This window comes from Microcoleus sp. AS-A8, from assembly GCA_039962225.1.
In the GTDB taxonomy this organism is placed as follows: Bacteria; Cyanobacteriota; Cyanobacteriia; order Cyanobacteriales; family Coleofasciculaceae; genus Allocoleopsis.
Genome location: JAMPKV010000005.1, coordinates 296616 through 321989, shown reverse-complemented (window position 1 = coordinate 321989; position 25374 = coordinate 296616). Strand labels below are relative to the sequence as shown.

Here is a 25374-nt window from a genome sequence, read left to right as displayed (position 1 = left end):
ACGACGCTATCCCAGCAAATTATCTAACTACGATGTAATATTTCCAGAGTTCAGCTTTGGTTTTTGAAAGTAATAAGCTTCTTTGTCAATCTGTACCAGATGCACGGGATGGTTCAACTGACTGATAAATTCATCAGTGGCTAACCGACTCCCTTGAAAATAACCATAATCGTTTAACAGTACATAACCCCCAGGTTGAACGGATTCATAAAATTTCTCTAAAGACAGTTTGACGGGATTATAGAAATCACAATCAATGTGTAATAATGCAATTTTCACTCGTTCTGCTAGAGGAAATGTATCCTCGAATAACCCAACGACAATCGTATATTGTTCCTCTGGAACCTTTAGCCGATGCATAATTCGGCGAGTTTGCTTCTCAGAGCCAATATAAGAACCTGTAAGCGAACGCGAAGAATCATCATCCTTTTCCATGGTTTCTGGCATCCCTGCAAACGAGTCATAGAGCCATAGCTTGCGGCTAAATTTAGAACGCTTTGCTTCGTAACCTAATACACCTGCACTCCCTCCCCGGTAAACACCACACTCGACAAAATCGCCAGGAATTTCTTCCCGTTCTAATCGCTGCGCTAGTTCTTGTAAGAAGAAAAGATTGATATAAGAAAGAAGAGAATGGGGACGTACTGTTCTAAACGGTTCGGGTAAGCCAAAGTACCGAAGATCGTATGCCACTTCTAGCAGGGGCTGAGGTGATATTTTTTGCAGTTTAGTTTTGGCAGACTGTCTTAACATGAAGATACTGATGCACTGAGTGAAACGTTAGAGTGATAGCAATTCTCATTGCTTTAGACCGCTACGTACTTAAACACGCGACCTTGGTTCGGCGCATCTTTTTCTCCCATAAAACTTCCGATTCATACAGTAGTCGAGCTGCTGGTTGCTACCTTGTTCATAGTCTCCGCCAACGTAAGCTTTGTAACCACACTGCTTGACGCCCTCCTCACCGTGTTTCATGGTGGGTTCGTAATTGCGGATGTAATAGTCTACCAACTTCTTCATGGATTGAAACATCGCAACTAGCTCCTTTGAATTCAACTAATCTTACTAATACCCACTCCCTAATTGTTTGCTAGCAGTGCCGCAAAAGTTTGAGCTTGTAGTGATAGGTTATGGGTTTGATACCAAGCGTGAGCCTGATCGGCAATCGCCTGCAATGATTCTAATGATTTTATGCCGTCTGTCTTGTGATGCGGAGTCCAAAAGTGTTTTCCCTCAATGATTCCATCAACCGGAAAAGGACTGCCTACATGGCTAACAGGAAGTAAACCGTGAGCGCAGTAGGCAGCATATATCGTTGATTTTGCCAGAAACTCAGGGGTGTAGTTGAAGAAAGCGGCGAGAGACTTTAACAAGAAACCACTGATTTCGGCAGCCGATCGCTCTCCCAGTTCCACTACAGGTACGCCGTTCATAGAAGATAAATTTAAACCCGTTCTTGCACCGATATCCCAGATTTCTTCAATCCCTAGTAACTCGCACGTTAGCTGCAACTCTGCCCAAGATTCGCGATACACTCGTCCTCGATTGCTGGGACTGCCAAAGACGACAATACGTTTTTCACGCTGAGTTAAGGAAGACACGCGATCAGGTTCTCCGATGTTGGAGAACACGGGTAGGGTAGGAATTTGGGTATGTTTGCCGGAACTTAGGTCATAGAGTGATTTAGCATAGTTTTGTCGGCTGGTGAGAATGCGATCGCTCAGCCTCGACAAACGAATCGCCAAATTCTTTTGCAGGGGTGATAGCCAAAAAGAACTCGTCCATGGTGGCCCAAAGGCATAGAGTTCATGGAACATGGTAACCAGAAACCGATTGACACCTGTAGTTCGCCAACGCTGTAAGCCATCGATTAACCATACGGGACAACCGCGTTTCGCATAGCCATAACCTACATAATGCAGTAACACTGAGGCGGGTGAATAATCTATATCGTTTAGGGATGATAACACAGCGGCTCCAGAACGCCTCGGTAGGGCGCTAATGGGAAACCCCTCAATTTCCCTTTCTCCCTCCCAATTTGGATCACTGACGACAAAATGCGTTTCTTGGTTAAATTCTCGACGCAGTTGACGAGCAAGATTTAAAGCATAATCCCCCAAACCATCAATGGCTGGGGGAAGCGTTGGTACAACTTGGATAATTTCCATCAAATCACTAGGTCTGGAGGAACTTTATCTGTAGGGTGTATCGAGACACATCATAACTAAGCTTTCCCCCATTTAACTTGCCATTTGAGCACTCGCCGTTTTTTGTGAAATAGGCAGGATGCCTTGCAAGCTATCCAAGTTCCATCTACAACCGCTGACGGTTAGAAGTGTCACCGAGGTCGTAAAACGGTTATACGAGGTTCACATTTCCGTCATATTTACTGATTATCCTGATAGTTGAGCAGAATTGAATTAATGGATCTGCTCCTCACACCACAGACAAAGTAGGCTCTCTTGTTGAGGTAGAAGGCAAGAGAGCTTTTTTCTTTTCTTTCTTTTCTTTTTTTTCGCCGCCTTAATTATAAGATCGTTCCAATTTCCTTTAAATGGACACGGGTAAAGGGTTCAGACGCACCCAGTGTATACTGTTCAATTAAGCCTTCGCGTCGGATGGAGACACTATCTCCTTCTTTAATCACCACAATGGAGTGGTCAAAAATATCTCGTGTCAGTATCATTTCCGTCTCCGTGGGATTATCCAGCACAACCATATTACTGCCGTGATAAAACATACCATCCCGTTCCAAAATGTCTTCCCCATACTCGGCAATTAATAGGTCAAGCTTGGGATTACGCACCAGGTTTTGCACGTTGGTATTATAATCCCGATGCAGGATTTTTTCGGAACGATTGACAAAGACGGCATCGCGACATACAGCGCCAATTGTCCAGTCTGGGTGTTGCAGAAGAATATGGTCAATCGTTTCTTGCAGGTCTTGAACGGAAATCCGGTTAAAGGTGATAATCGGAATCCTGGCAGCAGTACCCGACTCAAAGAAGGTGTCAAGGATATGTGAGGGCACATCCACGCTTTCACCCACAGCCGGTCTAAGATGCATCGAAATGCCTGGAGCTGCATTGATTTCAATAATGCCAAAGTTGCCAGATTTCCAGGATTTTGCCAAACTTTGGGCAATCACATCAATGCCTAGACAAGTCAGCTTAAAGTGCTGTGCGATGTCTTGCGCCAGGATAATATTGTCAGGGTGAACCGTGCGTGTGGCATCAATACTCAAGCCTCCCGCTGACAGATTCGCGACTTTACGAAGATAGACGGTGCGGTCTTTTTCAACCACGCTATTCGTTGATAAGCCTTGCTCATGCAGATACCGTTCCATCGACTCATCCGACTGAATCTTACCCAGAGGTGAGGTGGCGGAGTCTGTCCGTTCGGGCTTGCGGTTTTCTCGCTCAATTAACTGTGCGATCGTTGACTGGCCATCACCCACGACTGAGGCGGGACGGCGTTCTGTCGCGGCGACAAATCTACCATTAACACAAAGTACGCGAAAATCAACCCCAGAGATACTTTTCTCAACAATGATCTCGATCGCTTGGTTCTCAGGAATGGCATCGACAGCCCGATCAAAGGCAAATTCGAGTTCTTCGGCGTTTTGCACCTCGGCTGTCACGCCAATTCCTTTATGACCGGCTACAGGTTTGACGGCGACAGGATAACCAATCTTTTCGGCTACCTTCAAAGCTTCCTTACAGGAGACAACAACATCCCCTTTCGGTACAGGAAAGCCGAGATTGCTCAGAAATGCCTTACAGTCATCCTTACGGGTGGTAAAGTCTGAGTCTAGATGGCTATCACAGTCAAAGGTCGTTGCGCTACCGCGAACTTGATTTTTCCCATAGCCATATTGCATGAGTCCTTCATCCCACAGATAAAAGGCAGGAATCCCCTGATCCCCGGCGGTACGGAGCAAGGCGTAGACAGTCGGGCCACCGTAGACAGACCGCCGGAACATATCCTGAAGCGCTTTGATCTGTTCCTCAAATAAAAACTCTTCACCTTGAGTGATGGCTTCAAACCAGTCCCAAACGGCGTAAACGATGCCTCGCTGAGTACGGGCATGAACGGTTTGGACGCTAATCCTGACGTAATCCTTATAGGGTTTGAGATTCCAGCGCTCCAGGTGCAGCCCCATGTCGAGTTTTCCCGCTTCCGATACCGTTCGCGCGAACAGCTCTGCGAAGGAGTCGGCGGTTTTGTGCCCCACCTCTGGGAAGCGATCGCTAATAATGGCAACATAGTCCTCAATCGGTCGAGGCGCTAAATGCCCAGTCAAGGCAAAATCAAAGACTAGCGCCGCTGTCTCTAAGTAGGGATTGGGTCCGATGTAATGCTGGATGTTGAAAATATCGAAACCATCGGTCTTTCTAGCATTGATCCGAAGAGTATCCGCGTTTATCTCTAAAATCATTAATGATCTCCCTATCTCTAAATCTCTAAATATTCAAGAATCTATAGACTGACTCGTACTGACAAGAAACTTGTAATCGTGAGGTCGTGTTGAGCCTTGAGGGCGACGACTCAGTCCATGGATTGAACTTAAAGGTTGGTTTTCTTAGCCGCTTTTTACCTGAATCTTGCTCCCAATTGAACTTATCTTAATGACCGCTCTCTTTTCCTCTACCGCAGGATATCTAGAGATTCAATCCTGAGGGTCTTTTGTTAAGAGAAAATAAAAAATGTGTTGCAGGTGACAGACAAGGAGAAAATAGTACCAAGGACTGCAACTCAAAACCAGGCGTTACAGGATCGGCGCTTTCACAAGGCGCATAAATGTATGCCTGTTCAACTTCACTAACCCTCAAGGGCTGGGCTAGCACTTTGTATTTATTTGACGAGGCTTCTCAAAGGTAATTATTCCTACGCAAAGAGTGCAAATGCGACCAACCAAGGCGATGCGGTGATCGCCCTAGCCTTCCAGTTCGGCTCAAAGAGCTTATAGCTGAAGCGATAGTGCGTTTTGCGCGACGGCTTAAGGGTTCGGGCTGAGCTATCAAGTGGCGTTACGAGGGTTTAGTGGAATTACACCCAAAATTCACTCCTCTCACTCACGCTCTACTCACTCAAAAGAGGAGGTATCTTTGTTGCTCAATCCTGGGAAAGACGGATTTTGTATCAAAGGATACAACTTTTGAGGGAGGTTAGAGAAACCCACGCGATCGAATAAATAGAAGAAAGCCTTAGGAGGCAGTAGAGATGAATAGCACAAAAACTTCTCTGAGAGATGAAGTCCGAGAACTTGCTGAACAAGCGTTTCACCTCAAACTAATTTCTGGCTATGGCGATGGTCAATATAGCGACGAGTACCAGATTGTTGCCAACGGCAAACCTAAGCATTTTCCCCTAGAGCGTGCGCGCTTGCTTTTAGAAAACTTGATTGCCAGCCAGCAGCACAATCACTACAGTTTCCATTAAGAAACTGAATTGAAGGCTAAAAAGGGAGTCTGTGTTATGAATTACACACTCGGGCTTCACACCTCATCCTTAACGAATAAATCCTTGCGTTTCGCTCACATATTTCAGCTTTAATTAAACCTGTTTCCCCTTTGACCCTTACTCGAAGGGTCTTTTTTATGATTGAAACTTTTTTGAGTTTCTGTATAAAAATCTACCGTTCGGCTGTTTAAGGCGTCAAACTTGTCAGGCTTAATAGAAAGGAATGAACTAAAGGCTCAAGAGACTATGGCGGTCAGCGAAACGAACAGACAATTGGTGATTATTGGCGGAGCGGAAGACAAGCAAGGAGACTGCACAATTCTTCGGGAATTTGTGCGACGCTCTGGGGGAGTCAATGCTCGAATTATTGTGATGACAGTGGCAACTGAACTGCCCAGGGAAGTCGGCGAAGACTATATGCGAATATTCGAGCGACTGGGGGTTGAGGATGTTCGCATTGTTGATACCGTTGAGCGGGAAGATGCCAGTTCATCCACCTACTTAGAAGCAATTGAGAAGGCTACGGGTGTATTTTTTACCGGTGGCAATCAGGCTCGTATTACCAGTGTTCTGAGGGACACTGAGCTCCACAAGCTGCTTCACAAACGGCTGACTGAAGGGCTTGTGATTGGAGGCACCAGTGCGGGAGCCGCCATGATGCCGGATATGATGATTGTAGAAGGAGATTCCGAGACCAATCCTCGCATCGAAATTGTGGAAATGGAGCCGGGGATGGCATTCCTTCCAGGGGTCGTGATTGACCAGCATTTTGCTCAGCGCGGACGTATCGGACGCTTACTCTCCGCTGTGGCACAACAGCCGGTTAACTTAGGATTTGGGATTGATGAAAACACAGCCATTGTGGTGACTAATAATCAGATTGAGGTTGTTGGAGAAGGCGCTATTACCGTTCTTGATGTATCAGGAATTACTCATACCAACCTGGGTCAAATTTTAAAGGATGAAGACTTAGCCCTGTGTGGCGTTAAGCTTCATATCCTGCCCCATGGCTATCGCTTTGATTTGGCTTCTCGTCAAGCAATTGTTGAAAACAACGTTTCCACAACGAACGAAACTGACAGTCAACCGCAAGAGATGCCGTTAGTGGAATCGGCTTAGAGTATCGATTCAATCATCCAATTGGAGGAATAAGGTAAGGGGATGGGGAGATTATGGACATGATTCTTCCTATCTCCTCAAGAGGAACTATATTTTTTGCTCCATCCGCTGTTCTATCCAAGATTTTTACGAGTTTTTCTGGCTAGAGCCAAGCTAATTCCCATACACCCGGCTGCCATTACCGGGTAACAGCATTAGCATCCTGGGATTAATCCGCTGTCCCACAGTGACTTCAATTTCTCCATCCCAGTCCTCGATGGAAAGCACTTGGTCATTGCTGCCTCGATAGTCAAAATATTGACAATGTTCTCCTGTGCGCCTTAAGGTGGTGCCGATGCGAGTCATGGTTGCCATGCCTGACTCCACACAACGGTAAGTTTCACCGGCAAAGGTGAGTTGCTTAGGGGGTTGCTGGCTAACTTCCAGTTGAGTCGTCGGTTCTAGTAAGGCCACCTCAACACGGTCATCTTCATCGACAGAAAGCCAACGAATGCGATCCCCATCTTGAAGGAGATACTCAAACCAGGTATATTCATTATCCTCATAGGTGAGGCGTCCTTCCACAACCCAATCCGTATCCATATACTGCACAATATCCCCAATTTCCAGGGTAAACACCGTGCGCTCTACAGGTGGCAGATTCCGACTGCCGTCAGTGCCTGGTAGGGCACCCCGTTGCTGAAGTACAAACAGGACAATTCCAGCACTCACAATGGCAATGATTCCAATCCAAACAAATAGCATATTTAGTAAGCCGCCCAGCGAGGGTCAGACTGGTAGCGTACAATCACGGGGTGGGAGAGGCGATTGACCTCAACATTCCCTAATTTGACATCCCCCGGTAGCTGGAACAAAGTGTGCAGCATGGGTTGAGTCAGAAAACGAGTTGGCACTGATAACTTTAGGCTGTCTGATTGAATCGACTTCCTCGACGCCAATACAAAACCCCAAGGGCCGAAACTAGGGACATCCACAACATAGGGATGTACGGATAGTCCCACATCTGCCAGCGTTGCCGCAATACAGCTAAAGACTTTGGGTGCAAAAAAGGGACTAGAAGCCTGAGTCACTAAGACGCCTGTATCTGCCAGTCGGGACAAAAGACGGCGGTAAAATCCTTCGGCATAAAGCTTGGCAATAATCTCCTGATCGGGGTCGGGAAAATCAGCAATAATTACATCAAAAGTTTCGTTCAGGGCGGGTGCACTCACAAAAGCATCGGCAAATAACACCTCCACACGAGGGTCAGCAAACGCCTTGGCATTCACCTGTACCAACTGGGGGTGATGGCGTGCCAAGTTCACAACGGCAGCATCTAGATCAATCAGCACTACCCGTTCTACCTCTGGCCACTTCAGCACTTCCCGCAGTGCCATCCCATCACCAGCACCGAGCACCAAAACCCGGCGCTTCCCCGTACTGGCACTCATGGCCGGATGCACTAAGGCTTCATGGTAGCGGTATTCATCGAATGTGGAGAATTGCAAATCGCCGTTGAGGAAGAGGCGCACATCGTTTGCCTGTCGTGTCAAGACGATACGTTGATAGGGGGATTGGATGCGGGTGATAACGGGGGCGTTATAAAGCGTGTTTTCCAAAGCATTGCTGATGGGTATGGATAACGGGGCTAAGGCACACAACAGAACACCGATTAATAACCCTATGCGTCCCCAGAAGCGCAGTTTGGGAAATCGCCACCCGATCGCAAATACCATAAAAGCAGGTAAAGCGCCCAAAACAAAGGCCGTGGGAAACATCCCAATCAGCGGTAGCAAAAGGACAGGAAAGGCGAGGGAACCTAACAGTGCACCCACATAATCCAGCGCTAAAACACCAGCTAAAGCCTCACGCACACCTTCCTCTAGTTCCAGCATCCGTGTCAGCAACGGCACTTCCAGTCCGGCGAGTATTCCCAGCACAATCGTGACGAAGAATAAACCCAGCCAGATAGAACCATTGTTGACAAACAGAGCAAACAGTCCTAAAGGCAAAACAGCCGTGAGGGGGGCAATCAGCAGTTCTATTTTGACAAAGGCTAACAGGAGTTTGCGTTGTAGAGACTGGGAACTGCTATCTACGGCAATGAACTGACTCAGGTAAGAACCGATACCCATGGCCGCTAAGAAGACGCCAACCGAGACGCCATAGGCTAAAGCTTGATTGCCAACGAGGTAACTGGCAAGGGTTCCCAGTAGGAGTTCTACTGCCAGTCCACAGCTAGAGGAAACAGCCGCAGCCGCGAGGAGTAGCCAACGTTGGTCGCGACGGAGAGAGGGACGCCGAGGATGAGTTGGAGATGACTCGACTTCTGGGCTGTTAGGTGGGATTGCGTCTTGCATCGTCTATTTTCCGGTACTCGGACCGCCCCCTCGAAAGTTACCATAAGCTGAACGATTGGGAAGGGGGTCCCAAGTGCCTCGGTAGTAATAACCAGAGATGTAGGTGCTATGCCGGGGCCAGTAGTTGCTCTGTCTTTCTTCTCGCAGAGTGAGGGCTGAGCGCTGAGTATAACTGGCGGTAATGGTAAATAGCGCGATGATGAGCGTGGCGGCTGTCAAAATCTTAGTCAACATGGCAGGAATGTGTATTTTGCAAAGGGGTATCACAATACTTTTCGGTTAAGACTGGATTCCGCCAACCCTGCTGTTCCAGAGGGGTTAAGAAATATCTGGTTTCCCTTTTTCAGCCAGAGCTAAGCGTGAGGATGAGCAGAGTAAAGGGGCTATTGCGAGGTTGAACATGACTAACCGAGAAGTGTTGAGCGGTGTCACGGAACAGTAAAATTGTGTGTTCTCATGCCGGGGGACTATCCTGGGGAAAACCGGATGCTGGACTCATGGATGAGTCAATCTTTACAACCTCGACGCTTTTCAGAGTACGGGTACCATCACGGACGGTGAGCGTTGTGCTATCGACAGGCGCATCGGGCAAGACTTCCACATGGAAACCGTAGGAACTGCGGGGTTCCAAAATGAAGAATGTCTGTAAACGACCCGTGGCTCCCTTAATCTTGTCTTCGTCTTTGTTAAAGCTGAGATGCACAGGAAAGGAGCGAGTATAGATTTGTTCGCCATAGGGGTCGTTCAGCCAGAGGCGAACCTCTAGTTGGGGTGGGGAGGTTGCGTCGGAGGCGACATCGACGTTGACGCGCACCAATCGACCCGCTCCACCGACTGTAGCGCGCTCGCTGGGGTCGCTATCCTGGATAGTTTTGGCGATCGCTTTTTTGCCCGTGAGTGGAGTGGCGAATAAGGCTAGAAGAGCCAGAGATGAAGTGCCAACCAAACCTGCCCACAGATAGCGTGTATCTACAGCGCCATTTTGCACGATGACTTCAAACGGCACGGGTTGATCTAGTTCTTGCCCCGATGCATTGCCATACTCCAAAACGGCAATCGTGATCGTCACCGTTTCATCCTGCTTGGCACGGACATCAAGTCCTCCTAACAAGTCTTCTTCTTGCCAACTACCAGACTCCCCCTCCTCATACCAAGTGCCGGATTCGTTCCAGGCTTGTTTCATAGCAGAGGCGAAGGGCTTACCTTGGCGATCGAGTAGCTGAATTTCGTAGGTTACCCATGTGTTTGCTGGAAGCAATGCTTTGACTTCGACGCGAAGCGCACCGATCATTTGCCGCCGGATGGTAAGTGGTGCTAGTTGAACGGGTTCGTCTTCGCTGGCATTGACAGTTGTCGATAGCAGTGTTCTCTGGAATGAGGCGGCACTGAGCAAGGCTAAAAACACCAGGAGCGCTGCCGCCAGAGCCATATAGGGCCAGGGGTCGATAAAGCGAGTGGTGCGCTGAGTTTGGATAGTCACTGGCTTTGGTTCTTTGTCTATAAATGATTATCTACACGGTGCCAACAGGGATTTCCAGAATAGCATCGTGATTACTGAGTTAATTTGTGCAAGCGACTTACAACCTGTAGGAGTAGGGTGGGTTGTAGTGCATTAACGTTAGGATGTTCGAGCTTGTACTGACCGAAAGCGCGATCGGCGAGGTCGCTACCTTAGTAAGACAGACCAAAACCTGATTCTCGATACTGTGGAACAACAATAGAAAGTTATGGAACACCAGAACAAGCTGCGAAAGCTTTAGTTACCTATCTCTTCGTTAGTTATTTTTGGAAATTCATTACTATTTTTTAAAAACAGTGTTGAATTGTTCTGACCTTTGTTGCCATGACTCTATATTCGCGAAAATCAAATCCTAACCTTCCGCTAACACCTTTAAACGCTCTCGATTTAACAACTTAATCCTCGAACCATCGATCGCAATCAACCCATCCTGACTCATCTTGGCAAACACCCGTGATAGAGTCTCTGGAATCGTCCCCAAAAAAGCGGCTAATTGAGTCTTCGTCATATCGAGTTCCACCTCCTCACCCTTGCCGTTGCGCTCGCTTAAATACAGCAAATAGACCGCCAGTCGTCCTGGTACTTCCTTAAACGAAAGGTTTTCAATAATTTGAGCCATTCGGCGCAAGTGACGGGCGGAAACAGCTAACATCGCGATCGCTAAAGTCGAGTGTTGCTCTAGAAGTGCCAAAAAAGCGCTTCGAGGGAAGAACAACAGCTCACTTTTCTCGACAGCAGCCGCAGAAGCGGGAAAACATTGACCATCAAATACTGGCACCTCGGCAAAATGGTCTCCAGCTCCGAAAAAGTGTAATATCTGTTCTTTGCCGTCATTCGAGAGTTTGTAGACTTTGACTCTCCCCAACTTGACCACAAAAAATCCTCTGCCTTCATCTCCTTCCGCAAAAATTACCTCACCTTTGCGATAAGTTTTGGCGATCGCAATCTGGGCTAAGGCATCGAGTTGATCTTCAGGTAGACCTCGCCACAGTTGGATATTAGCGATAAATTCTCTAAGTGCAGATGATTTATCGCTCACTATTTCTGTATCTTTGGTTTTATTCACATCTCGCATTTGATGTTCTCAATCGTCGTTTACCACCAGTGTCTCCAAACTTGACTTAAGTCAAGGCGCTTTCCTTTTACCACTCCTAGAGTAGGCATAGATGAGACAAGAAGGAAGTGAGCTATGTTTTGCAGCCAGTGTGAACAAACCGCCAGAGGACAAGGATGCGAACAATGGGGCGCTTGTGGTAAAAGTCCAGAAGTCGATGCATTACAAGATTTGTTGACCCACTGCCTGCGAGGACTAGGGGAAGTTGCGATCGCAGCGCATCAGTTGGGTATCCGCAGCCGCGAAGCCGATATCTTTAGCTGTGAAACGCTCTTTTCTACCTTAACGAACGTTAACTTTGACCCAGAGTGTTTTGTCCAGTATATTCAGCGGGCGATCGCACTACGTGATGACTTAAAAGCAAAAATCCAGCTCACTGGCATACCCGTAGAATTTACTAATCTCTCATCCTTCCAACCTGCTGACACTTTAGAAGCCTTAGTCCAACAAGGCAAGGATATCGAATTTGAGTTTATCAGCAGCTCTGCCAAAAACGTCGATATTTTCTCCCTCAAACTCACCATCCTTTATGGACTTAAAGGTATTGCCGCCTACGCCTATCACGCCCAAGAACTGGGTCAAGAAGATGACCGCGTTTATAACTTCTGCCACGAAGGTTTAGCAGCACTCGGTCGCCAAGACATCAACCTCGATGAGTGGGTCAACATGGCGCTGAAGTTGGGCGAAATCAACCTGCGAGTCATGGAACTCCTCGACGCAGGCAACACCAGCACTTACGGTCATCCTGTCCCCACCCCGGTTCCCCTCAATGCCAAACAAGGCAAAGCCATCCTGATCTCTGGACACGACCTTAAACACCTGGAAGAACTGCTCAAACAAACCGAAAATACGGGAATTTCCATCTACACCCACGGGGAAATGTTACCTGCTCACGGCTACCCCCGCTTAAAGCAGCAATACCCCCATCTTTACGGACATTACGGCACCGCATGGCAGAATCAGGTGCGGGAATTTGCTCAATTCCCTGGGCCAATTGTAATGACCACCAATTGCTTGATGCCGCCTCATGATGCTTACAGCAACCGCGTTTTCACCCTTGGGCCTGTTGGTTGGCCTGGACTCAAGCACTTGGAAACCGATGACTATACATCCGTGATCCAACAAGCGTTAGAACTACCAGGATTTACGGCAGATGATGAACCACGCCAAGTCGTAACCGGTTTTGCTCGCAACGCCGTCCTGAGTGTGGCGGGTGAAGTGATTGAAGCCGTCAAACGCGGAGATATTCGCCACTTCTTCTTAGTCGGCGGTTGCGATGGTGCCAAGTCAGGACGCAGCTACTACAGCGAGTTTGTGGAAAAAGTGCCTCAAGATTGTGTGGTGCTGACTCTCGCTTGCGGTAAGTTTCGCTTCTTCGACAAAGACTTAGGAGACATTGGTGGTATTCCCCGCTTAATGGATGTGGGTCAATGCAACGATGCTTACTCCGCGATTCAAATTGCTCTAGCGTTGGCGAATGCCTTCAATGTAGATGTGAATCAGTTGCCCTTGTCCATGATTCTCTCTTGGTACGAACAGAAGGCTGTATCGATTTTGCTGACACTACTGTATCTAGGAATTCAGGATATCCGCTTAGGGCCAACTCTGCCAGCCTTTATTTCTCCGAATGTGTTCAAATTGCTATCGGAAAAATACAACCTTAAGCCCATTACAACGCCAGATGAGGATTTAGCGGCTTGTCTGGGTTAGGGGATTGGGATATACACGGCTCAAACATCGGATTGCACCGCTTCTGACGCTGGTAGAGAGAGAGCATCCCGAATTTGTCGAGTCACATTTTTCGCTCCCCTGAATCCCCCCGATGTCTTGGGGGGAAATCATTTTTATGGAGCCAATATTAGGAGCGAAAAGAGCAGCCAGTAACCTGTACTAACTCCCCAGTGTCACATTCTCAGGGAAACAAACTCTCGTACCCCCTAAGCCACAATACCCACCTGGATTTTTGGCGAGATATTGTTGATGGTAGCCTTCTGCGTAGTAAAACTCAGGAGCCGCGATAATTTCTGTTGTAGTCTTCCCAAAACCTGATGCTTTTAGAGCTTGCTCATAGGCGTCCCGCGAGGCTTCAGCCAATTTCTTTTGGCTTTCGGAATAGACGTAAATTCCCGAACGATATTGAGTGCCAACATCATTTCCTTGACGCATTCCTTGGGTAGGATCGTGGCTTTCCCAGAAAGCTTTTAAAAGTGTTTCGTAACTAATGACTTTTGGGTTAAACACCACGTAGACCACTTCATTGTGACCCGTCATGCCCGAACAGACTTCTTTGTAGGTGGGGTTTGGAGTGACTCCGGCTGCATAGCCAACAGCGGTGGTGAAAACCCCCTCAAGCTGCCAAAATTTGCGTTCTGCTCCCCAGAAACACCCCATACCAAACATTGCGATTTCCATTCCCTCTGGATAAGGAGGCTTGAGGGGATTACCGTTGACAAAGTGATGAGCAGGTACTGGCATGGCTTCTGCCCGTCCCGGCAATGCCTCTTGGGAAGAGGGAATACTGTGCTTTTTACCAAATCCAAATAGCATCGTTAACTTTAACTCTGATTTTGAGATAATTATTTACCTTCCTTAATAATAGCTTGTCTCCTTGTTCTGGAGGGTTACACAATTAACCGAGGTCATGCATCCCATCATTGCTCCCTAAAGACAAGACAGGGGCACGATGAAGATTACCGTACCCCAGAAACTATATGCTTGCATTCGATTTAAAATCGCTAGAATTAGCGATCGCGATATGAAAAACTGCACCCTCGCCTACTAACCAGATAAAATGTCGTAAATCTCCGCCAGCAGGGATGTTAACGGATGAGCTTACGGAGAAAACTCGATAGCCGCCACTCTACTCGTATTGATCACTGTTCCCTGTCTACCAACATTCCCGTGCTGGAAAAACAAGCAGGCGAGTAAAATAAATCCTAACAGGGACAAGCTGAACTCGACAAAAACCGGGAGAGTAATAGTACGTTCCATAAAAACCTTGCGCTCATAACCTAGAGCGATCATTCATCAACAGATCCACGACTAGGTTTAAGGAACTCTGGTTGTGGTCTACCTACCAAGATATAAGTACAGGTACCTGAATACCTCAGTAAATTCTCGGAACTTATCATCTATCCAATGGACTAATTCTAGGAGAATACCCTGAGGACATTTGCTCAACTGTGTTGCAAGCCGACTAAACTGGTTGGTAATGTGTAAAGCGCTCTTAGCGCCTTGCTCTTCCCCGACTGCCTTACTAACCAACCCTTAGAGATTGCAAATTTTGGCGATGACAGATGCTCCAACGATTAAGCTTGATCAATTTTTGAAATGGGTTGGTGCCGCCCAGACGGGTGGTGAAGCTAAATTAATGATTCAAGGTGGCGAAGTGCAAGTGAACGGCGCTACCGAGACTCGACGCGCCCGAAAATTGGTAGAAGGGGATGCCGTCATGGTGAACCGACAAATTTACAAGGTACAGTTTCCCTGAGTTCAGCTAAGGTTATGACGCGTGAGAAATGCCAGGGAGGGAGATCAACAACCAGTCTTGTTGCCAATCTTGGGTATTTGTTTCAATGTCCATCGGGTTCGGATAACTGCCAAAGTTGGATTTCATAACAAAGATGCTGCTCAAACAGCTGACGTGCCTCTAAGCCTTCCACAACCAGCTTTTTCACCCAGCGACGAAAGATCCAGCGCAGAAGTTGGTGCAACGGCGGAACCGTGATCGCAATCAAATCTGCAATATAGTTGATCGTGTTCATGCCAAATCGGCGGAAAGTGTCAACATACAGATCGATTGTTGGCACAATTTGGGCAGAAATATCCTCAGATTTGACTAAACTGAACCCAGCCTGCATTAATGCTGCATGAAGCTCTGTGACAACATGACAGTTAGAAAAAATTCCTTCCTGATAACTGGCATCAGAGCGCATCATATCAGCAAGTAGAAGGTAGCCACCACCGCTAAGAAGATTGGCTGCACCTCGCGCAATATCGACAGCAGCCATATACTGGCTACTTTCACTCAACAGGATGAGATCATAGGGGTGGGTTGCCTTGAAATTTTCAAAGTTCGTTAGGTGGAAGATGGCCTGACCGTAGGTACACTTGAGAAACCGCTCTTGTTGGAAAGGATCGGGTGCGAGTCCTTCAACGACAAAGCCACGCTCAAGCAGGTAAGCTGCATTTCCCCCAATACCACAGCCAACATCCAACACCGTATGAGTCCCTGGGGGAATGAACTCCAATAGTTTAGCTGCATAAGCTTCCTGAGCAATGCGTAGCCGTCCAATCGTTAGTTCCTCTGCGGGAACAGGTAAAGTTTCCCAATACCCATAATGAAGATAAGGCGAATCTGTCAGCCCCAGGTAGTAATTAAGCGCTGCATTTTGGTAGCGAGTTACTTTTGAAATAGAGATTGATTCTGGCTTCTGCATTAAGAAAATTGGGTAAATTTTAGGATCTCAGGCAGGGTTGAAATTCTTCCCAGCGATTGCCTACCTGTTCATAACATTCAGCCGGAGAAATTGCCAAATGTTGTAACAAATTAATATCGATTTGACCATTACCGCTAACGAGAAACACGATGGATTCATTGGGATCATAAGTAGCAATGATCTGGAGGATATTGGAAACAGCAGTTTGATCTAATTCTAGGGGTTCAAAATAAGCGGATGCCTGTAGTTGGGAAACAAATTGCAAGTCATACTCTACATGATCCACGCTCCAATTGACAGAGCCGTTTATAGGCGTCTCTACTTGGCAAACAAGGATGCCTCGTCCTACGTTTAAAAAGCCCTCCCAGGCTGTGTAGCCGATCGCCAAAATATTCTGGTGAATAAACAAGTTCTGCCAGTAGCCAAAACTGCCCTGCCAGACACTATCTTGGATTCGCATTCGCTTTCTCCCCTGTCCCTGCACTGGCTAGACCCAGTTTAGCAATGTATTCTTTTATCATTAAATATAACTTTTGTCAATAGGTAGTTCCTGCTGTGATTTTTGCTAACGATAACCCTTTTGCGATCGCCCTCTTCGCGACTCCTCAGGAATTTCTACAATTAATCAAGATATATTAAATAAGCGATCGCGGCATGGATTGGCAAGAAGTATCAAGTAGTTGGGTTTTAATTCCTCCACGTCCCAAAGGGATTGTGCATTTTCTGGGAGGCGCTTTCGTAGCGACAGCCCCCCAAGTAACCTATCGGTGGATACTAGAACAATTGGGGCGTCAGGGGTATGCTGTGATTGCAACGCCGTTTGTGAATACGCTGAATCATACAGCGATCGCACGAGATGTACTCAACCAATTCGAGACAACGCTATACCGCTTACAGGCAAAATCTGTTTTAAGTAAACGCTATCTGCCCATCTATGGTATGGGACACAGCATGGGTTGCAAATTGCATTTGCTGATCGGGAGTCTGTTTTCAGTGGAACGTGCGGGGAATATCTTGATTTCCTTCAACAACTATCCAGCCAAGCGTGCCATTCCTTTTATTGAGCAGATTAATCTCAATCCCACCTTCGAGATCGAGTTTACACCCTCACCCATAGAAACCAACGAGCTAATTGCTGAGCGCTACCAAGTCCGCCGCAATCTACTCATTAAATTTACCAACGATGACATTGACCAAACAGCTAGCTTAATCCAAGTCCTGCAACAACGCTTCCCCGATATGGTTGGAATGCGAATGCTACCGGGCAATCATTTAACTCCCTTAGGGCAAGATGTTAGCTGGAAAACGGGAGATGTTTTTACTCCCTTTGACGCGATTGGTCAATGGATGAAACAAGAAGTGTATCGTGACTTGAATCAGTTGCAACGAGAAATCCTGCGATGGCTAGAGCCTTTTTCAGCTACCTGAATTGTCCCGTTTAGGCTTTGTAAAGTGTAATTCACGTCCGTCATTGCAACAAACCAGCCAACCCTAACTTCAGCTTTATTGCAGTTCAACAAGATGTTGCCAGCCTTATGCGTGAGTCAGATTATTTCTGTTGGCCTTGAAATGAACTGAGATTGAACTCCAAAAACGCTGCGCCCCTCTGCGTGACCCTTTCCGATCTCTGCGTTAAAAAACATAGTATTGGGATGCTAACGAATTCTATCTCACTGGTGTGAACATCCCCTTGATGCTCTACTGGGAAAAAAACGATCGCATAACGACATGATTGTTGTTAGCGATCGTCAACCTCGTACTTTCTGTGTAAGGCTGGTACACAAAACCCCTAACACCGAGTGTCCGTTAGGCGATTAACTTCGCTAATACTGTGGTCAACTTATTACCCAGTTGTTCAACCGCCGTCTGTTGCATCGAGTCTTTCAACTTGCCATCGGGATCAAATGCCTCATAGGCTTTAGAAATGGCCTTCTGATCTGGTAATACCAAAACGCCAATACTGCTGAGAATGGAACGGACATGAGTTAAACCACGTAAGCCTCCTAACGCTCCTGGTGAGGCACTCATCAAGATAGCAACCTTATCTTTAAAACAAGCTAACATTGACTCTCCTGGCTCTGGACGCGATGCCCAATCGATCGTATTTTTCAGCAGTGGCGTAATCGAGCTATTGTACTCCGGTGCTGCAATCAACAAGCCTTGATGGGCAATCATCAGTTGCTTAAAGGTTTTGACATGAGTGGGAATCCCCTCTTTGGCTTCCAAGTCTTCGTCAAATAGCGGCATCGGTAAATCGCGCAAGTCTATATAAGTTACTTCTGCGCCTGCTGCCCGAGCTCCCTCGGCGGCAATCTTCACCAGTGTTTTGTTGTACGAAGCTTCACGAGCACTGCCTGCAAAGGCCAAGATTTTAGGTACGTTTGTCATGGTTGACTCCTGAAATTGGTTTGGAATAATACCTATTGGGTTTGAGTTTGACACATATTCACTGGGATGAGATAGAAGCGGCTCGCGTGCGTTATGGGAAAGGAAGCGATCACTAAAGTTGGCCGAGTTACAACCGTTGCGGGTTGTGGATGGTTCGATTGTGACTGTTCACCTGAAACAGACGATAGGCGCTGGCGATCGCTATTTCTTACAATTTTGTTGGGATTCGTCCTGATGCAGTCAGAGTTTCCACGAATAAGGGAATGGTAGATGCACCCTGATTAAATCCCTGGCGAACACGCTGGGGGTTTTTATTTGTGGGTGATTGGCTGACAAGGATTTGCTAGCATCCTGGATTACGGTCGTCTAAAATTTAAATTGGTGCAAAACATCTGGCTCAAATAATACGACTTTTTGATGTTTAGGAAATTCTCCCTGGATAAGCCTGACAGCAACTTGACCAATAGTTTCACTAAATATAATCTGCTTGAATAAAAGATTATTGGTAAAAGACATGAGGTGAAAAGCCGTACCACATTCTCCTTCCCAGCCAAAATCTACATTGAGTTTGATATGGTGCATTTCATGAATGCAGCGAAAAATAAGATTTATTTCTGAGCCTAACAGTTCTGAATTGTTAAATAAGCGAGTCACCAACATTTTTCCTTGGCGAACATCAGCATGAATATCTTCTAATGATAATTCTGGCCCCCTAAAGTAAGGTTCAAATTCAACATATTGAAAATCTATTCCCTGCAATTCTACCTGTGCTAGATCGATAATAAATTGACGAAAATTCTTGACTACAGAAGAAGACATATCATAGCCTGGAGAAGCCACATAATGCCGAGAAATGTCTTCAATATTCATGAGAGATATATCCATAGATGCTGCTAGATGTTTCACTGACCCATTTGTTGTTCTCTTCAGCTCTTGCCAAACAGGGTCATTTTTAACATCATTTAATTGTGGGGCTTCTAAGGAATAAAATCTTCGAGGTAAATACGGAAATTGAGTTTCAGTTTTTTTAAATCGTGATGAAATTACTAAGTAAAACCGTAATTTTACGTAGATAATCTGCCTGGATATGGCTGATAGAAATCTGCGTCTATAAACCCTTAACTTTGATATGTCAATAGTAGTGCTGAGTCCAGCGATTAAACTGGAAAGGAAACCCGTCAAGATGGAGTTCATCAAGTGACAGGAACGAAGAAACGTTAAAAGTTAAGAGGTTTCAAGAGTTGAGGATTCGCAGATTGAACATTGACAGTTTTTAGACAGATCAACATTTAACCCAACGCCTAGCGCTGGGTAAACAGCATCAGCTACACTGTCTAACTTTCAACTTTTCAATCTGATGTTTACCACATACCCGTTGAATTTACAGTAGCTTATCTAACTATTGATGATGGTTGCATAACCACTGGAGCATGAGCTGATTTACAGCCTCCGGTTTCTCATCGTGGGGACAGTGACCGGCGTTGGCAATGCTAACAAACTCAACATCCTTACCTGTCTCACTCTGCTGTTGGTAGATTGCCGCACCAGCAATTGGCGTCCAAGGGTCATTTTCTCCCCAAATGACCAAGAGGGGATGCTCTACTTTGGGTAACAGTTCTGTTGGAGAAGGGCCTGGAGGGGCGGTGAGAACGGAAGCGAATACTCGTTGAGCACCAGGGTCACAAGAAGGTGTGTATATTAAGTCTACGAGTTCCTCGGTAATGGCTTCGCGATCGCGGTAGACTTGCATCAGGGTACGGCGAATACGCGGTTTCTGGCGAATGAGGTTAAACAGGAGTGGCCCTGTAACTTGAGAACTGACAAACTTTGTAAACATTCCCATGACTAAACGTAAGGGAAGAGTGAACTCATCCGGGCGGTGATTGAGTCCACCGGCACAGTTGATTAAAACGCCACCGGCAGCTATTTCCGGCTCATACGTCACTACCATCAAACTGAGGAGAGCACCGATAGAGTTACCGATAAATACAGTAGGTTCCTGGATATGGGCGTGCCAAAAATCTTTTAGCTGTTGCTGCCACAACTCTAAGGTATAGTCCAATGCGGGTTTATCTGAACCGCCAAATCCCAGCAAGTCAATTGCAAACACCCGGTAGCCAGCTTCTGCGAGTACCGGAATATTTTTGCGCCAATGACCAATCGATGCGCCAAAACCATGAATCAGCACTAAAGGCTTACCAGTACCCATTACGGTGTATTGGATTTGATGGCCCTGCCATGTCCAAACGTGCTTTTCAATAGTATTTGTCGATATCAGGAGTGGAGTTGTCACGGAACTTCATGAAGATTTTTTTAACTCCTTCTAGGATAACCAAGTTTTATGAAGATTCTTAGTGGAGATAGGATGCCGCGATTTCTTAACCTCTACTCTGAAGCAAGTGAGGCTCAACAGTATCTAATGCACTGGATATGACCTTCCGCCACATTGTGTCATAGCCTTAGCATAAGTCTGCGTTTGCTGCCATGGGGCAATCACCCCATTTTGTATTACAGTGTATAGCAGCAGGAGCCTTAATCGACTTGATCGGGCAATCTACTCTCCTTTGTGTATTACGCCTAGGGAAAGCAGAAGTGTGGCTTTTAGGGACTAGGGCAATCACCCCGCGTCCTGTATTACACTTAACTCGGTAAAATGAGTTTTGGCGGTAGCGGGAACGTGAAAACTCTGAGCGATAGGGAGTACTTGTTCTGATTCCCTCTGCTCACTATTGCTTCTTGTAAGTACCATAACCCTGCTATCTGTGTCTGGTGCAATGCTTTCTTTATCAGGAGAATCTACATGGGCTTAACAGACCGCAGTCGATTAGGTGGCATCAAAAGTAGACAACAACGCCTACAACGAAAGCTGGAAAAGATCGACCAAAAACCTCAATCCGTTTCTACTTCAGCGTCAGAGATTATATCTGTATCTGATGATTCATCGGCTCAGAAAAATGCTTGGGAAAAATATATGTTTGCCAAAGCTATTTATGAGGAAACCAGAGAGATGGAGCATTGGCTATACATGCAAAAGTGTATTTCTGAGTACGAAAAAACCTTGAAGTCAAAGGTCAACATCAAAGCTTAATGAGGACTGGGTAACTAGAGCTTTTCTAGGATTCAGATTTAGGCTTGTAGCGTAGCACCTTGATCAAAATCTTAATACTTGCTTTTTTTGACTTTTATGGCCTTAAAAAACACTTCCATTGGGGTCGCTGAAAGACTGTTGTAAAAGCTAAAAGCTGAAGTCTGAGGGAGGGAATCAGGAGGCTATAAAGCTGGAGCATCCGTATTATAGCCTTCTTAAATGAGCCAAGAATAGGATTCGCTTCTAGGAAAATTCGTAATACAAGCGTAAGATTTTTGAGGACGTATCAAATAGATAATCTGTGTTACCAGAGATTGTGAGATCACACCTCCCTAAAGACTAGCTTCTCACTGACATACCTCAGCTAATAGAGAACTAGACAACCCCTGACAACGGTGAGTAAACCCGCTTGTTTTTGTTGAGATTTATTAACATAATAAAAGGGAATTTAAAAAAAATATTCTAATATTTACAGGATATGGCTTTATCTTCACATAATATTCACATTTCCTGACTAATGATAGCTAATAGAGAGACTTTTAATCAGGAGAATCTACATGAGTTTAACAGAACGTAGTCGATTGGGTTGCATCAAAAGTAGACAAAAGCGCCTACAACGTAAACTGGAAAAGATTGATCAAAATTCTCAACCCGCTTTAGATCCAGATGATGCATTGGTACCCAAGCAAGATTTAACCACTCAAAAAAAAGCTTGGGAAAAATATCTGTTTGCTAAATCTATTTATGAGGAGACTAGAGATATGGATCATTGGCGATACATGCAAAAATGTATTTCTGAGTACGAAAAAGCGTTGAAAGCCAATTTAGGCATCAAAGCCATTTGAAGACACAAGAAATTCATTTCGATTGGCAACTCAATTTTTGCAAGCTGTGTCCGACCCAAGCAACGGCAAGAAACCCCAAAAGCAGCCAGATAACCACAATCACAAGGGCGGCTACCCAGCTTGTCGGCTTAGGGTCATTCATTGCTCCTTCCGCCTTGTCACGGCACTCCCTTAAAACCGTTGGGGGAATCATTTAAGTACCAGAACTATCCCCAACGGCACTAATACCAAATCATCCACATAACCGAGGATGGGAATCAGATCTGGAATCAGATCTATGGGACTAAAAGCATAAGCCACAACAAAGCCTGCAAAAACTCTGGCGTACCAAGGTACTCTAGCGTCTTTACAGGCTATATACATAGCATAGGTTTCTTTTTTAAGTTGCCTAACCCGTCGCTTCCAGGTTTGCATGTTGGGGACTTTCGCGCAGAAAATTCCTCATCCCAACACGGCTGAAACCGGCTGTTTCAAAGCTTCTCTCAGCAGTTCTGCCTTATCAGTTTGCTCCCAAGGTAGATCCAAATCATTACGCCCAAAATGACCGTAAGCCGCAATATTTTGATAAAAACGACCGCCACGTTCTGCGGGTAACCGACGCAGATTAAACGCCTGGATAATCCCAGCCGGACGGAGTTCAAAATGCTGTTTAGCCAGTTCCAGCAATCGTTCTTCTGCGATTTTGGCAGTACCAAATGTTTCTACCATGATACTGACGGGTCGAGCCACTCCGATCGCATAACTCACCTGAACTTCACATTTCTCCGCCAGACCCGCTGCCACAATATTTTTCGCCATATAGCGGCAAGCATAAGCCGCAGATCGGTCTACCTTGGTGGGGTCTTTGCCGGAGAACGCACCGCCCCCATGACGGGAGTAGCCACCATAGGTATCCACAATAATTTTACGACCGGTCAGACCTGAATCCCCCTGAGGGCCACCAATGACAAATTTGCCAGTTGGGTTAACCAGGAAGCGAGTTTGGTTATCGGGTTGAATTTCGAGGTCGGTGAAAATCGGTTGCACCACCATTGACCACAGATCTTCTCTAATCTTGGCTTGAACAGCCTCATCACTCGTAATATCGCCGATGGTGGCGGTATGTTGGGTGGAAATCAAAATCGTGTCAATCCCAACGGGTTTTCCGTCTTCGTAGATTACACTAACTTGGGTTTTTCCATCCGGGCGGAGATAGGGTAACTCCCCCAATTTCCGCACTTCTGCCAAACGCCGAGAGATTCTGTGGGCGAGGCTGATGGGCAAGGGCATCATTTCGGGCGTTTCGTTGCAAGCAAACCCAAACATCAGACCTTGATCGCCAGCACCGATCGCATCTAATTCATCTTCACTGAGTTCTTCCCGGCTTTCCTGCGCGGTTGTCACGCCTTGAGCAATATCAGGAGATTGCTCATCTAAAGCCACTAAGACAGCACAGCTATTAGCCGAGAAGCCATTATCGGCATGAGTGTAGCCAATTTCAGCAATTTTCTTGCGTGCCAAATCGACAAAATTAACCTGGGCTTTGGAGGTGATTTCACCAGTAATCAGAACCAAGCCCGTGTTAACAACAACCTCAGCCGCAACACGGCTGTGGTCGTCTAAAGTCAGTAAGGCATCCAAAATGGTATCAGAAATCTGATCGCAGATTTTGTCAGGATGACCTTCAGTAACCGATTCAGAGGTAAATAAGTAACGACGTGACAATGCTCAATTCTCCTTGAGTGGTGACTGGCTCAATGAAGGGTTTGGGCTAATTTCAGCCACAGTAGCCTTTCCCTTCCATCAGAACAACATTAGCCTGCAATCATAGCAGCAATTGCAGCTTTTGGTAGCTCGATTAGCTGTCTCTTGAAGAACTCTTTAAAAAGTTGGGGCAACTCCTAGCCCCAATTTCCCTTATTTTCAATCTAAAAATAGTTTGTTAAATCTCAAGTAGCCGTTCTAGCAAATTTTTAGGTTAGATTTGAGCTAAAGCTTCTGCTCAATCCTTAATTCTGGAAGTCCCTCTAGTTTTTCCAGAGGCTGAACGTCTTCTGACAAGGGCATGAGAATTGTTAAGCCACCAGGAATACACTCAACATCAATCGGTGTCATGCCAATAATTTCCCCATCGAGAACGACTTTCTGAGGTGGCTCGGTGGTCACTTTGATGCGTCTGGCTCGCAGATAGCCAATGTCATCCCGTTCCGCAGCATCCCCTCTCAAAGCCGTTTGGAGTAGATGGTAGGCTGATGCGATCGCACCGGCTGCGCTGGCGGGGGCGACTACGGTTAAATCGAGCAGTCCATCATCACAAATAATACCGGCTGGGCCTTGAGCTAAGACAGAGGTTGGGGGCGCAGCATTGGCGATTGTTACAGCGCCGGCGGTAAGCGTAATCACTTTCTCCTGTGTTTCGATCCTCGCTTCAAACGACTCAAACTCCCGTAATTGTTTTACCCCTGCCATAATGTAAGCCAACATGCCAAAGCGGTTTTTCGTGTCTCGATCCGCCTTTTCTACCATTTCTGCCTCAAAGCCAATACCCGCCAGCAACACCATCGGCTTACCATTGCACAAAGCCGCATCGACCACTTTTGGTCTTCCCTGCAAAATAGTCTCACAGGCGGCTTCAATGGTGTTGGGCAGTGTTAGCGCTGAGGCAAAAGCATTGGCGGTACCCCGCGAAATCACACCTAAGGGAATACTTGTTCCGACCACAGCTTCCGCCGCCGCTGAGATCGTGCCATCACCGCCAGAGACAATAATCATATGAACACCGCGTTCAACCGCCTCACGCGCCAATTGACCCGCATCCACTTCAGGTGTCGTCAAACGAATATCCAGCGCAATTTCTGGCTCTAGAAGAGACTGGATTGTCAACAAATCTTGCTCTGGGTCACCTTGACCAGCAACTGGATTGAAAATCAGGCAAGCAGAACGCTGAATAGTCATGGTCAGTTTTCAGTCGTCGGTTATTGTTTTGGGAGTTGGGGTGCGCTTCTTTAGCGTAGATTTCGGGCTGGGGTTGGTTCAAGCCATGAGTTCCTAGCCCTGTACTGAAATCTGGAGTCAGCTCAC

Annotated in this window: 25 protein-coding genes and 1 pseudogene; 7 read left to right on the top strand and 19 right to left on the bottom strand. The window is 46.5% G+C overall.

What is annotated here, in order from left to right; genetic code table 11:
• Window positions 1-27: 27 nt before the first annotated feature.
• The 4 genes from NDI48_10545 to NDI48_10530 form a co-directional block, all read right to left on the bottom strand.
• A complete protein-coding gene (locus NDI48_10545; protein ID MEP0831645.1) occupies window positions 28-753 on the bottom strand; it encodes a TylF/MycF family methyltransferase in 726 nt (241 codons plus the stop codon).
• Between the two features lie 69 nt (window positions 754-822).
• Entirely contained in the window at window positions 823-1032 is a 210-nt protein-coding gene (locus NDI48_10540; protein ID MEP0831644.1) for a hypothetical protein, read from the bottom strand.
• A gap of 47 nt (window positions 1033-1079) precedes the next feature.
• The gene (locus NDI48_10535) at window positions 1080-2168 is read right to left on the bottom strand and encodes a glycosyltransferase family 4 protein (protein ID MEP0831643.1); all 1089 of its coding nucleotides are present in this window, start codon (window positions 2166-2168) and stop codon (window positions 1080-1082) included.
• Between the two features lie 359 nt (window positions 2169-2527).
• The gene (locus NDI48_10530) at window positions 2528-4438 is read right to left on the bottom strand and encodes a cyanophycin synthetase (protein ID MEP0831642.1); all 1911 of its coding nucleotides are present in this window, start codon (window positions 4436-4438) and stop codon (window positions 2528-2530) included.
• 785 nt (window positions 4439-5223) lie between these two features.
• Between NDI48_10530 and NDI48_10525 the strand changes: the two genes are divergently transcribed.
• Together NDI48_10525 and NDI48_10520 are read left to right on the top strand one after the other, a co-directional pair.
• Window positions 5224-5442 carry a hypothetical protein gene (locus NDI48_10525; protein ID MEP0831641.1) on the top strand — a complete coding sequence of 73 codons (219 nt, stop codon included), beginning with the start codon at window positions 5224-5226 and terminating at the stop codon, window positions 5440-5442.
• A gap of 267 nt (window positions 5443-5709) precedes the next feature.
• Window positions 5710-6582 carry a cyanophycinase gene (locus NDI48_10520; protein MEP0831640.1) on the top strand — a complete coding sequence of 291 codons (873 nt, stop codon included), beginning with the start codon at window positions 5710-5712 and terminating at the stop codon, window positions 6580-6582.
• Window positions 6583-6735: 153 nt separating this feature from the next.
• Here the strand turns inward: NDI48_10520 and NDI48_10515 are convergent, their stop codons facing one another.
• From NDI48_10515 to NDI48_10495, 5 genes are all read right to left on the bottom strand, one after another.
• Window positions 6736-7326 carry a DUF4178 domain-containing protein gene (locus NDI48_10515; GenBank protein ID MEP0831639.1) on the bottom strand — a complete coding sequence of 197 codons (591 nt, stop codon included), beginning with the start codon at window positions 7324-7326 and terminating at the stop codon, window positions 6736-6738.
• Window positions 7327-7328: 2 nt separating this feature from the next.
• The gene (locus NDI48_10510) at window positions 7329-8921 is read right to left on the bottom strand and encodes a polyamine aminopropyltransferase (GenBank protein MEP0831638.1); all 1593 of its coding nucleotides are present in this window, start codon (window positions 8919-8921) and stop codon (window positions 7329-7331) included.
• 3 nt (window positions 8922-8924) lie between these two features.
• Window positions 8925-9155: a hypothetical protein gene (locus tag NDI48_10505; GenBank protein MEP0831637.1), complete on the bottom strand. Its 231-nt coding sequence runs from the start codon at window positions 9153-9155 to the stop codon at window positions 8925-8927.
• Window positions 9156-9375: 220 nt separating this feature from the next.
• The gene (locus tag NDI48_10500) at window positions 9376-10401 is read right to left on the bottom strand and encodes a hypothetical protein (GenBank protein MEP0831636.1); all 1026 of its coding nucleotides are present in this window, start codon (window positions 10399-10401) and stop codon (window positions 9376-9378) included.
• Window positions 10402-10792: 391 nt separating this feature from the next.
• Window positions 10793-11506 carry a Crp/Fnr family transcriptional regulator gene (locus tag NDI48_10495; GenBank protein ID MEP0831635.1) on the bottom strand — a complete coding sequence of 238 codons (714 nt, stop codon included), beginning with the start codon at window positions 11504-11506 and terminating at the stop codon, window positions 10793-10795.
• A 123-nt stretch (window positions 11507-11629) separates the two neighbouring features.
• Here NDI48_10495 and hcp point away from each other — a divergent pair, with 123 nt between their 5' ends.
• Window positions 11630-13264, top strand: coding sequence for a hydroxylamine reductase (gene hcp / locus NDI48_10490; GenBank protein MEP0831634.1), 1635 nt, complete (start codon window positions 11630-11632; stop codon window positions 13262-13264).
• A 180-nt stretch (window positions 13265-13444) separates the two neighbouring features.
• On the opposite strand, the gene msrA is transcribed toward hcp, so the two are convergent.
• Both msrA and NDI48_10480 read right to left on the bottom strand, forming a co-directional pair.
• Window positions 13445-14101 (bottom strand): peptide-methionine (S)-S-oxide reductase MsrA, encoded by a 657-nt coding sequence (msrA, locus tag NDI48_10485; protein MEP0831633.1) that lies wholly within the window; start codon window positions 14099-14101, stop codon window positions 13445-13447.
• A 285-nt stretch (window positions 14102-14386) separates the two neighbouring features.
• Window positions 14387-14545, bottom strand: coding sequence for a hypothetical protein (locus tag NDI48_10480; GenBank protein ID MEP0831632.1), 159 nt, complete (start codon window positions 14543-14545; stop codon window positions 14387-14389).
• Between the two features lie 298 nt (window positions 14546-14843).
• Here NDI48_10480 and NDI48_10475 point away from each other — a divergent pair, with 298 nt between their 5' ends.
• A complete protein-coding gene (locus tag NDI48_10475) occupies window positions 14844-15044 on the top strand; it encodes an RNA-binding S4 domain-containing protein (protein ID MEP0831631.1) in 201 nt (66 codons plus the stop codon).
• 82 nt (window positions 15045-15126) lie between these two features.
• On the opposite strand, the gene NDI48_10470 is transcribed toward NDI48_10475, so the two are convergent.
• Both NDI48_10470 and NDI48_10465 read right to left on the bottom strand, forming a co-directional pair.
• The gene (locus NDI48_10470) at window positions 15127-15993 is read right to left on the bottom strand and encodes a methyltransferase domain-containing protein (GenBank protein MEP0831630.1); all 867 of its coding nucleotides are present in this window, start codon (window positions 15991-15993) and stop codon (window positions 15127-15129) included.
• A gap of 19 nt (window positions 15994-16012) precedes the next feature.
• Window positions 16013-16453, bottom strand: a complete 441-nt coding sequence (locus NDI48_10465) for a hypothetical protein (GenBank protein ID MEP0831629.1) — start codon at window positions 16451-16453, stop codon at window positions 16013-16015.
• A gap of 194 nt (window positions 16454-16647) precedes the next feature.
• Between NDI48_10465 and NDI48_10460 the strand changes: the two genes are divergently transcribed.
• Window positions 16648-17421, top strand: coding sequence for a DUF1350 family protein (locus tag NDI48_10460; protein ID MEP0831628.1), 774 nt, complete (start codon window positions 16648-16650; stop codon window positions 17419-17421).
• Window positions 17422-17799: 378 nt separating this feature from the next.
• Here NDI48_10460 and NDI48_10455 read toward each other — a convergent pair whose 3' ends face one another.
• The 3 genes from NDI48_10455 to NDI48_10445 form a co-directional block, all read right to left on the bottom strand.
• Window positions 17800-18381, bottom strand: a complete 582-nt coding sequence (locus NDI48_10455) for an NAD(P)H-dependent oxidoreductase (protein ID MEP0831627.1) — start codon at window positions 18379-18381, stop codon at window positions 17800-17802.
• 366 nt (window positions 18382-18747) lie between these two features.
• Entirely contained in the window at window positions 18748-19251 is a 504-nt protein-coding gene (locus tag NDI48_10450) for a hypothetical protein (protein MEP0831626.1), read from the bottom strand.
• Between the two features lie 529 nt (window positions 19252-19780).
• Complete coding sequence (locus NDI48_10445) at window positions 19781-20674, bottom strand: alpha/beta fold hydrolase (protein ID MEP0831625.1); 894 nt, start codon at window positions 20672-20674, stop codon at window positions 19781-19783.
• A gap of 507 nt (window positions 20675-21181) precedes the next feature.
• Here NDI48_10445 and NDI48_10440 point away from each other — a divergent pair.
• Window positions 21182-21469 (top strand): hypothetical protein, encoded by a 288-nt coding sequence (locus tag NDI48_10440; protein MEP0831624.1) that lies wholly within the window; start codon window positions 21182-21184, stop codon window positions 21467-21469.
• Window positions 21470-22026: 557 nt separating this feature from the next.
• Window positions 22027-22314, top strand: a complete 288-nt coding sequence (locus tag NDI48_10435) for a hypothetical protein (GenBank protein ID MEP0831623.1) — start codon at window positions 22027-22029, stop codon at window positions 22312-22314.
• A 13-nt stretch (window positions 22315-22327) separates the two neighbouring features.
• Here the strand turns inward: NDI48_10435 and NDI48_10430 are convergent.
• The 3 genes and pseudogenes from NDI48_10430 to NDI48_10420 form a co-directional block, all read right to left on the bottom strand.
• Window positions 22328-22728: pseudogene (locus tag NDI48_10430) on the bottom strand (DUF1232 domain-containing protein).
• 27 nt (window positions 22729-22755) lie between these two features.
• Window positions 22756-24018 carry a methionine adenosyltransferase gene (metK, locus tag NDI48_10425; GenBank protein MEP0831622.1) on the bottom strand — a complete coding sequence of 421 codons (1263 nt, stop codon included), beginning with the start codon at window positions 24016-24018 and terminating at the stop codon, window positions 22756-22758.
• Window positions 24019-24282: 264 nt separating this feature from the next.
• Window positions 24283-25248 (bottom strand): YegS/Rv2252/BmrU family lipid kinase, encoded by a 966-nt coding sequence (locus tag NDI48_10420; protein ID MEP0831621.1) that lies wholly within the window; start codon window positions 25246-25248, stop codon window positions 24283-24285.
• Window positions 25249-25374 lie beyond the last annotated feature (126 nt).

What these genes read in the sequence shown, in the direction of transcription:
- NDI48_10545 (MEP0831645.1), bottom strand. Translation starts at nt 753, where the DNA reads ATGTTAAGACAGTCTGCCAAAACTAAACTGCAAAAAATATCACCTCAG.
- NDI48_10525 (MEP0831641.1), top strand. Translation starts at nt 5,224, where the DNA reads ATGAATAGCACAAAAACTTCTCTGAGAGATGAAGTCCGAGAACTTGCT.
- NDI48_10540 (MEP0831644.1), bottom strand. Translation starts at nt 1,032, where the DNA reads ATGTTTCAATCCATGAAGAAGTTGGTAGACTATTACATCCGCAATTAC.
- NDI48_10480 (MEP0831632.1), bottom strand. Translation starts at nt 14,545, where the DNA reads ATGGAACGTACTATTACTCTCCCGGTTTTTGTCGAGTTCAGCTTGTCC.
- NDI48_10520 (MEP0831640.1), top strand. Translation starts at nt 5,710, where the DNA reads ATGGCGGTCAGCGAAACGAACAGACAATTGGTGATTATTGGCGGAGCG.
- NDI48_10465 (MEP0831629.1), bottom strand. Translation starts at nt 16,453, where the DNA reads ATGCGAATCCAAGATAGTGTCTGGCAGGGCAGTTTTGGCTACTGGCAG.
- NDI48_10435 (MEP0831623.1), top strand. Translation starts at nt 22,027, where the DNA reads ATGAGTTTAACAGAACGTAGTCGATTGGGTTGCATCAAAAGTAGACAA.
- NDI48_10475 (MEP0831631.1), top strand. Translation starts at nt 14,844, where the DNA reads ATGACAGATGCTCCAACGATTAAGCTTGATCAATTTTTGAAATGGGTT.
- NDI48_10535 (MEP0831643.1), bottom strand. Translation starts at nt 2,168, where the DNA reads ATGGAAATTATCCAAGTTGTACCAACGCTTCCCCCAGCCATTGATGGT.
- NDI48_10455 (MEP0831627.1), bottom strand. Translation starts at nt 18,381, where the DNA reads ATGACAAACGTACCTAAAATCTTGGCCTTTGCAGGCAGTGCTCGTGAA.
- NDI48_10505 (MEP0831637.1), bottom strand. Translation starts at nt 9,155, where the DNA reads ATGTTGACTAAGATTTTGACAGCCGCCACGCTCATCATCGCGCTATTT.
- hcp (MEP0831634.1), top strand. Translation starts at nt 11,630, where the DNA reads ATGTTTTGCAGCCAGTGTGAACAAACCGCCAGAGGACAAGGATGCGAA.
- msrA (MEP0831633.1), bottom strand. Translation starts at nt 14,101, where the DNA reads ATGCTATTTGGATTTGGTAAAAAGCACAGTATTCCCTCTTCCCAAGAG.
- NDI48_10460 (MEP0831628.1), top strand. Translation starts at nt 16,648, where the DNA reads ATGGATTGGCAAGAAGTATCAAGTAGTTGGGTTTTAATTCCTCCACGT.
- NDI48_10515 (MEP0831639.1), bottom strand. Translation starts at nt 7,326, where the DNA reads ATGCTATTTGTTTGGATTGGAATCATTGCCATTGTGAGTGCTGGAATT.
- NDI48_10530 (MEP0831642.1), bottom strand. Translation starts at nt 4,438, where the DNA reads ATGATTTTAGAGATAAACGCGGATACTCTTCGGATCAATGCTAGAAAG.
- NDI48_10450 (MEP0831626.1), bottom strand. Translation starts at nt 19,251, where the DNA reads ATGAATATTGAAGACATTTCTCGGCATTATGTGGCTTCTCCAGGCTAT.
- NDI48_10420 (MEP0831621.1), bottom strand. Translation starts at nt 25,248, where the DNA reads ATGACTATTCAGCGTTCTGCTTGCCTGATTTTCAATCCAGTTGCTGGT.
- NDI48_10440 (MEP0831624.1), top strand. Translation starts at nt 21,182, where the DNA reads ATGGGCTTAACAGACCGCAGTCGATTAGGTGGCATCAAAAGTAGACAA.
- NDI48_10510 (MEP0831638.1), bottom strand. Translation starts at nt 8,921, where the DNA reads ATGCAAGACGCAATCCCACCTAACAGCCCAGAAGTCGAGTCATCTCCA.
- NDI48_10470 (MEP0831630.1), bottom strand. Translation starts at nt 15,993, where the DNA reads ATGCAGAAGCCAGAATCAATCTCTATTTCAAAAGTAACTCGCTACCAA.